The following is a 9,502-nucleotide window of genomic DNA, read 5'->3' on the forward strand; positions in this document are numbered from 1 at the left end:
AATGACTAATGACTAATGACTACTGACTAATGACTAATGACTAATGACTAATGACTAATGACTAATGACTACTGACTCTCTAAAATAATCTCAACTGCTTCACTCAAATTGTTAGCAATTAAATCCGGTTGGTGCATTTCTAGTTGGGTGCGATCGCGAATTCCGCACAAAACACCAATTACCTTGACACCGTGCGTTTTTGCTGATATAATATCCGCCTCCGTATCGCCAACCATCCAAGTGTCAGAAGCCGGCGGCAGTTCGGCGAGAGCTCTTGCCATCAACAGGGGCTTATCTTTGACATCCCCGGTTTTAACGTAATCGTTGGGGAGGCAATAGCGGCGGTTTTCTGGGAAAAATTGCCCTAAATTGCAGCGGTTGAAGGCTTCATCTAGTTCCCTAACGCGGCGCATGGTCATCACCGCTAAGTCTACTCCAGCGCGCTGCACCTTTTCGAGAGTTTCGACAGCGGTGGGAGCTGGTTGATCGTAAATCATGTAGGGTAGGGTGTGGACGGTTTGACGGCGTTTCTGGGCAAAATCGCGGGCTTGGGCAGCGTCTAATCCTGAGAGGATGGCGATTTCGGTTTCGGGAACCCGCGCGCGCTTCATGTCCCAAAACTCTGCCTTGGGGAGTTCGCGCACTGGTTGCCCCTCACGCTGAGTCTCGGCCAGACAATACTGGTAAACTCGGTAGTAGCGATCGGACACGTCCATGATCGGGCCGTCAAAGTCGGTAATAAGTCTCAGCATTTAGCAGAGTATTTTTAAGCTTTTATACAAATCCTTCGATACTATATCATTTAAAGGTAACACTTTCTTTACAAAAATTGACACAAATACCCTGGGGAGGTAAGGTCTATAGGAATGGTGCTAATTAAAGCAAACATTTGAATTAAACTGTGCTGTTCCTCAACTTGAGCGGTTGTCAGCCATATCGGGGAATTTAAAATTAAAATGTGCCGCACAAATAGTGTAAACAGCTACATATTGTTCATAAATCTCTACCTCAATCGAGGCTGATTTTGACTGCGCTTTCTCAAAAAAAGTGGGTTTAATTAATATTTAGCCCCATTTTTAAAACAAGCAAAAAAATGCTTGGATAATCCAAAGTGTACTGTTTGCATAAATTAGCTAGCGGTAACAGGTGATGACATCAGCCAGTATAAAAATTCCCATGATAAATAGCAGCCAAACAACAACTAATATCGTTTCCGGTTGCATCGGCATCCTAAAATCGAGTCAACAGTTAACACTCAACCATTCTGTTTTTCCACCCCTCCTTCTACAGTCAACAGTCAACAGTCAACAATCATTCCGGTGCAACCGGAATTGATGTAACTTTACCGGCTAACCTTTGAGAGAGATGCTCTACAATAACGAGATGCTTCCAACATTAACTGTAGAGAGCAGCCCCAGAAGTATTAATATTCTTCTTTATAAGCTGTTATCCTTACGCAGGATTGAATACCTCACAGTCGATCGGGAACTTAAGATTAAAGAAATATCTTTGAAAGTGCAAGATTTTGCCTACATTCATGAGGAAGTAGGCGAAGGAAAAGACGTGCGCGATAGTTTTCCTGAACTGATTGGAATGGAAGGAATTCTTGAAGATATTATTGAAGAACGACAGCAAGATTGTCAGTTAAAATCAATTAGCCGAGTCCTCAAAGATGGATATTATTTGTATCTAAATTTGTACATTTTTGGTTATAAGGGACAAGCCAATGCTGACAGATTGATTATTTTATGCGAAGATGTAACAGATAGCATTAGCTCTCAGCAAACCATCGTTCAGGCTGCCAAAAAAACAAGTATTAAAGGTGAGAACTTAGCTGCGGCTGGCGATTATATTGACAAAATTATTAATTCCCTAGGGGATGTTTTGTTCGTAACAGGAACATCGGGCCAAATCAAAAAAGTGAATCAAGCTGCACAGCAATTATTTGGATATACCGAATCGGAATTAATCGGCCAATCCATATCCATGATTACGGCTGAGGAGGAATTGTTACGCAAAGTCAGCCAGCTACCTCCTGCACTTAAAAGCGAATATTGGCCTCAAGTAAAAGTAGCTTGCCAAACGAAAATAGGTTTAAAGCTGATTGTTGCGTTTTCATGCTCTAGTTTCGAGACAAGCACAGGAAGCCCGGATGCAGATAGCGAGGTTATACAAGATTTTGTTTATATCGGCAAAGACATTACCAAGCAACAACGCATAAAAAAGTGTCAAGAAGCACAGTATGCTGTTACTCATATCCTATCAGAATCAAGTTCTCTAGATAATGCAACTCCGAGAATTTTGCAAGCTATTTGCCAAAGTTTTGGGTGGGATCTTGGCGAACTTTGGACGCCTGCAGAGGCGGAGGAAGAAACTAGATTGGGTGCGGAAATAAAATCTGAAAAAGAGTCACTTTGGTACCTGCCACTTTGCTGTCCGATCGAGGAAACTGCTGGTTTGCGACGGGTGGCAGTTTGGCAGGCAGCGGAGGAAGTTAGGGAGTTTGCCGAAAACAACGAGCAGATTACTTTGGCGGCGGGTGAGGGTTTGCCCGGAGCGGTTTCCAAGAGCGGTTCTACGCAGTGGATTACCGATCTTGTGGGCGATCGCAATTTCGTGCGATCGCACTTGGCAGAGGAAGCGGGACTGCGATCGGGATTCGGTTTCCCCATTCACGCTAGGGGCCAAGTTGTAGGAGTAATGACTTTTTTTTGCCGGGAAGAACTGCCGCCCGATCAAGATTTACTTCAGATAATAGCGGTGGTAAGTTCTCAATTAGGAGAATTTGTCAAGCGCAAATATGCGGAGCAAGAATTGTACGAAGCTGAAGCTTCAATCCGATTTTTGTATGAACAAGAAAAACGGCAAAGTGAAGAATTAGCTCGGCAAAATTTAGCTTTAGAACAAGCCAAATTAGAATTACAAGCAGCTAACATGGAATTGCAGCGGCTCGCTTCGGTGGATGGATTGACTCAAATTCCCAATCGCCGCTGTTTTGACAAAAAATTGGAGTTAGAATGGCAGTTGATGGAGCGAGAAAAAGAGTCGCTGTCTTTAATTTTGTGCGATATCGATTTTTTCAAACTTTACAACGATCATTACGGCCATCAAGGAGGCGACGAATGTTTAAAAAAAGTTGCCGAGATTTTAGCTAACAACGCTCAGCGGGCAGGAGATTTAGCCGCCCGCTACGGCGGCGAAGAATTTGCGGTAATTTTGCCGCGAACTGATGTGCAGGGAGCAATACGGGTAGCTGAAGCAATTCGCAGCGATTTGAAAGCGGCGACAATTTTTCATGCTGCTTCCAAGGTAAGTAAGTTTATAACTCTCAGTATGGGGATGGCTACTACTGTACCTGCTGCTGGTTTATCGATTGAGGGGTTAATTGGACAGGCCGATCGAGCGCTGTATCGAGCTAAACTAGAAGGGCGCGATCGTATAGTTTGCCTAGACTTGAAAATAGAATTTCAGGACGGGAAAGGAGTATTTTCTGATGATTGTGAGAGAAGCTAAAATCGCTGACGCACCTGCAATCGCACGGGTTAATCTAGATACTTGGCGGACAGCTTACCGGGAAATTGTACCAGCAGATTACCTCGCACAGTTATCCTATGAAAAGCGAGAAAGCAATTGGCAAGAAATCCTGGTAAACGCAGAAAAAAGTAAAAATTTTGTGTGCGTTGCTGAGAATGAATCGGGAGAAATTGTGGGTTTTGCTGCGGGTGGTTGCGAGCGCACTGGCAAATATCTATATCAAGGAGAATTATTTGCCATCTATATTTTGGAGGAATATCAGCGTCAAGGAATCGGACGGCAACTCGTGAGAACAGTTGCCACAAAATTGGCAAAATTAAGTTTGAACTCGATGCTAGTTTGGGTACTAGGAGACAATTCAGCCTATAGGTTTTATGAATTATTAGGAGGTGAAAAAGTAGATGAACAGCAGACAACTAGAGCAGGAGTTGCACTCAAAGAAATTGCCTACGGGTGGAAAGATATCGCCGTGCTGATTAACACGCGGATATGACCAAAAAAGTGGAAGCTTTATCAATCATCTATCAAACTTCCCCTCTTCATTTGTTCGCGTTCAATGGCCTCAAACAAAGCTCGAAAATTCCCCGCCCCAAAACCTCCAGCTTGCACCTTTTTGCCGTTAACTAAACTAACTCGGCGCTCAATAATCTCGAAAAAGAAAGTCGGTTCTGCAAAAATTGGCTGGGTAAAGATTTGCAGCAGCATCGCTGCGGGAGTATCTTCTTGCCAATCTGCCAAAACTTCAGAAGCTGCAATTGATTGCCAATCGGCGGGCAAATAGTTTTGCCGCTGCTGCAATTCGGAGTAGTATGTGGGAGGAACCGGCAGAAAAGGCAAACCGCACGATCGCAAATCGGCAACAACACCCACAATATTATTAGTTTGCAAAGCCATGTGCTGAATTCCCGGCCCCCGATTTGCGCTCAAAAACTCTTGAATTTGAGAATTAGCTGATGCCGGTTCATTAATCGGGAATTGCACCCCACCTTCAGCGTGCACCATAACTTGGCTCCGCAAAGCCGATTTCTCAGTCTGAATGTCAAAATTTTGCTGCGGTTGAAAACCTAATATTTTTTCATACCAACTAACAGCACTTGATAAATCCCCCGATTCAACATTTAACACTACGTGGTCAATCCGGGTAAACAACGGCAGCTTATCCGAAGCCGATAGCAGTGAATGGCTGCCAATTCGCTCCACAAGCGTGTGGCTTAAATCTCCCCAGCCCGCGATTTTTGCCCGCTTAAAATAGCCTCCTGCGTTTAGGTCTTCTTGAATCGGTTCCAGGATTTTAGCGCCTTCAGCAGCCGCTCTAACTACCGCTAATTCAATATTTCTTACCCGAAAACCCACATCGGCAATCCCTGAAGGATGAAACTTCAACCAACTAGCAGCGGGACTAGCGGGGGTCAGGGGCGAAGATAAAACAAAACATACATTGCCACTGCTGACAACTTCAGTGTGAGTGTGGCTGTTGGCATAACCTGCTATTGATTGAAAGCCTAACTGGCTCACAAACCAGTCGCGGGATATTTTAGCGTTTTCAACGTAAAATTGAATGCGATCGAACTCCATAATCAATAATTGAAAATGGAAACTGAAAAATGGAAAATCTGCTGAGTTTCAAGGGAAAACTGCAAGGGACGGACTGAGTAATGGATATTTTTCATACTTTTTATTGCGTACCCACATAATAATAACCTAAAGATTGAATACCCTAACTCTTCCTGAAGGCAGAAATAGGTCGGCAATTAAAAGAAACCCGGTGTCTGCGATAACTTGGATTTGGTCGCTAGGCCTTCGCCAATAGGACTAAGGCAAAAAAATGGATTGACACACTACTTATAGGGGTAAGGTGCGCCAGCCCGTGCACCTACATAATTAAGGGCTGTACAAGTTCTCAAACCTAAAAATATCATAATTTTTCTTGCCTTCAGCTTCCGCTGCCTTCGGCCTTCAAATCACTCCTCAATCGCTAAAAGAACAAATGACTTTCCGGCTGAATATTAATCTCCATCGGCACAGCTTGCGGGTCAGCCGAAAGAGCAAACATAATCGCATTTGCAGCAGTTTCGCTACTCAGCATTTTTGACCTGTCTACCTTCAAACTCACATTATCCCAAAACGGAGAATCCACCCCGCCAAAATAGAATAGCGTAAACTTAATGCCGTAGCGTCGCAGCTCATCTGCCATGCACTTGCTGAAACCAACTACCCCAAACTTTGAAGCGCAATAAGCGGTTCCCATCGCCATCGAATGCTTGCCCAAAATCCCGATGACATTGCAAATGTGACCGGATTTGCGCTCTTTCATCACATTCGCCGCTGCTTGAGACGTGTAAAAACTGCCTTTTAAGTTCAAGTCAAGCATTGCATCTAAATCAGCGGGTTCTAACTTGTTCCACTGCTTGAGAATTCCGGCACCGGCGGCGTTTATGAGGGCATCAATTTGTCCGAAATGTTCCACAGCTTTGTGCATCAGCGTCTCGACTTGCGGCAAATCGGTGATATCTGTGGGCACGCACAGTACCTCTGTTGCTGAAAGTTCGCTAGCTAAAGCGTCTAACTTACTGCTGTCTCTGGCGGCGAGCACTAGCCTCGCACCCGCCTCAGCGAGTTTGCGGGCCACCGCTGAACCGATGCCGCCAGTCGCACCCACCACAACTACAACTTTGTCCTGCATATCCCTTTACATTTCTTTACGTCCAGATTGTATAATAACTCAAGTTGCTAGTAATGGGGATGCTTATAGCAATCCTTGCAGGAGTGGTAAATTTTTTACCCCACCCCAACCCTCCCCGAACCCAAGGGGAGGGAGTAAGAAATTTACCAATGATTTAGGATTGCTATATATATTTTAATTTTTAATTAATTGAGGGAAACTTGCCAGCCTTTTTCGGCTTTTTTAAGCTTGAGAGAAGCGCAGGATTGCAAAAATTTAGTAAATTTCCTACCGAGATTAAAATCTTTAATTATTTGGGTAATTTGTTTGCCGTATTGTCGGTGAAATTCGCTACCTACATTGGAGAGAAATACAGAATTTTCAGGAGAGTTGTCGGTTAAGTCGCCAACGATTTTGACAAGAGCTCTTTCCAAGTCTTCCAGAGAATTAATATCTGTCAACTTCGCAGGTGCTGGCTGGTGGTTATTCAGATTTTCTTGGTTGAGTATTGGGGGTGGGGGCGACAGTTTTACTTCAAAAAGAGTGACATAAGTTTGAGAAGTTTCTGAGGGTTTGTGGAGGGCAAAATCTGTGGGATATTTGAGAAAGATATCCCTGGTTTTAGTACCAAGCAAATGATGGGCAACAACTTGATTGAGGACTAAACCGTAATTTTCCTTAAATAAAGCTGAAACAGTAGAAAGTTTTATCCACTGAGTTGAGGTGCGTTTTTGCTCTTTTTTGATTAATTCTTTTAGTTGAATAACTAATTGTTCTAGGGGTGTAATTTCCGGTATGGTTACGAGGGAATGGGTTTCCACTTGTCCGGTTTTGCTGTTTAAAACTATGATTTTATCTATTTGTTTGCGGACTTGAAATACGGTTAGTCCGTGGGCTTGCAGTGTGTTGCTGAGGTGAGTGAGGGCGCGATCGGACGAACAGACAAAAATCTCTTTGGCTGTGGGATAATGTACGAAAATCGATGCGCCGACTGTAGCCATTTTTAAGTCGGCGCTGTCTTTGCCGGGGGGGACGTGAATGAGTTGATAGCCGCGCTGGTGAAATTCGGCATCTTTTTTGCCCATGCTGCGCCAGTTGGCAAAGGCAACTTTGATTTGGATGGGATAGTGGCAAATTCCCTCTAGGAATTTTTCGGTTTCGATGGTGAGTTGCAAGTTTTCGACATCTAGCAGCAAGATAGCAATGCCGCTAGGAAGCGGGGCCGGTTGATTGGCTGTTGGAGTTGGAGGTTCTGACGAAACTGAGTTTTCTGATTTAGCTGGTGCTGTTTGAGATTGGGCTAGCTGCTGAATTTTGGCAGATAATTTGCTGAATTGAGGTGAATTAACGAATTCTGGAACCAGCAGAATTTGCAGGTATTTTTTCGCAGTCAGCAGCAGGGAATCTGTATCGCTGGCTACGCTGAAACTTTTTGTCAATTTTCCAATCAAAACTGACTGAAAATCAGGTTTGCCCCAGGGGGTTTTCCTGTATTTTTCAGCTATCCATTCGGGATGCTTTTCCTGAATGGTAATGAGGGTTTGAGCTATATAGCGACTGATGGCGCTGAATGCGAGAGATTCTTGAGTCGCCAGCAAGGGGGTTCGATCGGGCATGGCCCTCTACAATGCGGGATGCTGTTTCAATTTATCACACTTCTAGTTTCTCGCCGGGATTCGGACGATCGCCCGCCAAATTAAACCGGCGACAATTAATGCCAATCCTGTCAGCCAAATTTGCCTCTCCACCCAGAAAGCCAGAAACAGACAATTCCCCAAACCCACCCAAGCCAACCACTGCGGATAAAGCCTTTCGGCGGGGGAAAGTTGCAGCGCGGCGAGGTTGGTGATAGCGTAGTAAATCAAAACGCTAAAAGCGCTAAATGACCAAGTGGTTTTGACATCGCCGACGAGGATTAAAAGTGCGATCGTAACTTCGACAACCACCACAGCCACATAAGGAGTTGTCCCCGAAGGATTCAGCCGCGCCAAGACTCTCGGCATATCCAAGCGTCGCCCCATCGCCAGCCAGATGCGCGACAGCCCTAAAATTAAGTTCAGCAAGACTCCCAACATAGCGGTAATTGCGCCGACGGCTAGCAGTTGAGAAACTCCCGGAATTCGGAAACTGCGGGCGATGACTTCCAAAGGTGCAGTCGTGCCCCCTGTTTGTAAAGACAATTTATCGGCTCCCCCCGCGCCCGCGACAACTACTGCTACCCCGACGTAAAGCAGCATTGTCAGCACCAAAGTGAAAATTATGGCTTTGGGAATGGTTTGCCTCGGTTCCCGCACTTCCTCGCTCATTGTGGTGATGCGGGCGTAACCGCTATAAGCGACAAACATCAGGGCGGTAGCCTGGAAGATGGAGCCGATCGAGCTATTATTCTGTACGGTGGCGATTTCCCACCTTACCTCTGGCAAACCGACAGCAACAAACACCGCTAAGGATAGAAGTGTAACTGAGACTATGGCAGTATTGGCAATATTCGATCGCCTAATTCCCGTCAATACAATTAAAGTGATGGCGGCGAGGGCGACTAAAGCTGTTAGGATCAGGTAAGTGCGATCGGCTACACCAACTGCATTTAAAAAATACCCCGCAAAACCTAAAGCAGCAGTAGCAGCAGAAGCCGTTTTCGCCAACAGAAACATCCAGCCGGCAGTGAAACCCAGCCAAGGATTGAGATATTTGTAGCCATATTCATAAGTACCACCGCTAACAGGATGATTTGCCGCTAATTGAGCGCTGTTAAGGCCATTGCAAACAGCAACAAAAGCTGCAATACCTACAGCCAAAATCACTCCCGGCCCAGCAACTTCCGCAGCAATGCCGATACTCACAAATACTCCGGTACCGAGGATTGAACCCAGGCCCATGAGAGTTGCGCCAAAAACACCTAACTCTCGCTTCAGAAGTGGTGAAGACATAAATATAGCAGGCAAGATGCCTGCACAAAAATATTTGTCTGTTTGTTGTGGAACAGGCATCTTGCCTGTTCTGAAGATATAACTATAGCAGGCAACCTGCCAGCTCCACAAAAATATTTTTCTGTTTGTTGTGGAACAGGCATCTTGCCTGTCCTGAAGACATAACTATAGCAGGCAACCTGTCAGCTCCACAAAAATATTTTTCTGTTGTGGAACAGGCATCTTGCCTGTTCTGAAAACATAACTCTAGCAGGCAAGATGCCTGCTCCACAAAAATATTTTTCTGTTGTGGAACAGGCGGTAGTCCCCTGAAGGAAAGGATCGAGAGAATAAAACTGAATTCAAAGAAAAGTAGGCATTTAGAGTTGTAAACTAG

Annotated in this window: 8 protein-coding genes; 2 read left to right on the forward strand and 6 right to left on the reverse strand. The window is 44.9% G+C overall.

Translation table 11 applies throughout. The features are described 5' to 3' along the window. Window positions 1-68: 68 nt before the first annotated feature. Window positions 69-752: an HAD family hydrolase gene (locus QUA00_RS35200; protein ID WP_333413154.1), complete on the reverse strand. Its 684-nt coding sequence runs from the start codon at window positions 750-752 to the stop codon at window positions 69-71. Window positions 753-1,365: 613 nt separating this feature from the next. Between QUA00_RS35200 and QUA00_RS35205 the strand changes: the two genes are divergently transcribed. Further along, window positions 1,366-3,513 carry a diguanylate cyclase domain-containing protein gene (locus tag QUA00_RS35205; protein ID WP_333413156.1) on the forward strand — a complete coding sequence of 716 codons (2,148 nt, stop codon included), beginning with the start codon at window positions 1,366-1,368 and terminating at the stop codon, window positions 3,511-3,513. After that, a complete protein-coding gene (locus QUA00_RS35210) occupies window positions 3,494-4,027 on the forward strand; it encodes a GNAT family N-acetyltransferase (protein ID WP_333413158.1) in 534 nt (177 codons plus the stop codon). Before QUA00_RS35205 ends, QUA00_RS35210 begins: the two co-directional genes overlap by 20 nt. 20 nt (window positions 4,028-4,047) lie before the next feature. Here the strand turns inward: QUA00_RS35210 and hppD are convergent, their stop codons facing one another. The 5 genes from hppD to QUA00_RS35235 form a co-directional block, all read right to left on the reverse strand. Further along, window positions 4,048-5,109 (reverse strand): 4-hydroxyphenylpyruvate dioxygenase, encoded by a 1,062-nt coding sequence (gene hppD / locus QUA00_RS35215; RefSeq protein WP_333413160.1) that lies wholly within the window; start codon window positions 5,107-5,109, stop codon window positions 4,048-4,050. A gap of 400 nt (window positions 5,110-5,509) precedes the next feature. After that, window positions 5,510-6,217 carry an SDR family oxidoreductase gene (locus QUA00_RS35220; protein WP_333413162.1) on the reverse strand — a complete coding sequence of 236 codons (708 nt, stop codon included), beginning with the start codon at window positions 6,215-6,217 and terminating at the stop codon, window positions 5,510-5,512. A gap of 185 nt (window positions 6,218-6,402) precedes the next feature. Beyond that, complete coding sequence (locus tag QUA00_RS35225) at window positions 6,403-7,812, reverse strand: NYN domain-containing protein (RefSeq protein ID WP_333413164.1); 1,410 nt, start codon at window positions 7,810-7,812, stop codon at window positions 6,403-6,405. A 42-nt stretch (window positions 7,813-7,854) separates the two neighbouring features. After that, the gene (locus QUA00_RS35230; RefSeq protein ID WP_333413166.1) at window positions 7,855-9,186 is read right to left on the reverse strand and encodes an APC family permease; all 1,332 of its coding nucleotides are present in this window, start codon (window positions 9,184-9,186) and stop codon (window positions 7,855-7,857) included. 22 nt (window positions 9,187-9,208) lie between these two features. Then, window positions 9,209-9,502, reverse strand: a 294-nt coding sequence (locus QUA00_RS35235) for a hypothetical protein (protein ID WP_333413168.1), incomplete at its 5' end; no start/stop codon positions are given.

Source organism: Microcoleus sp. T2B6 (assembly GCF_036700475.1).
Lineage (GTDB): Bacteria > Cyanobacteriota > Cyanobacteriia > Cyanobacteriales > Microcoleaceae > Microcoleus.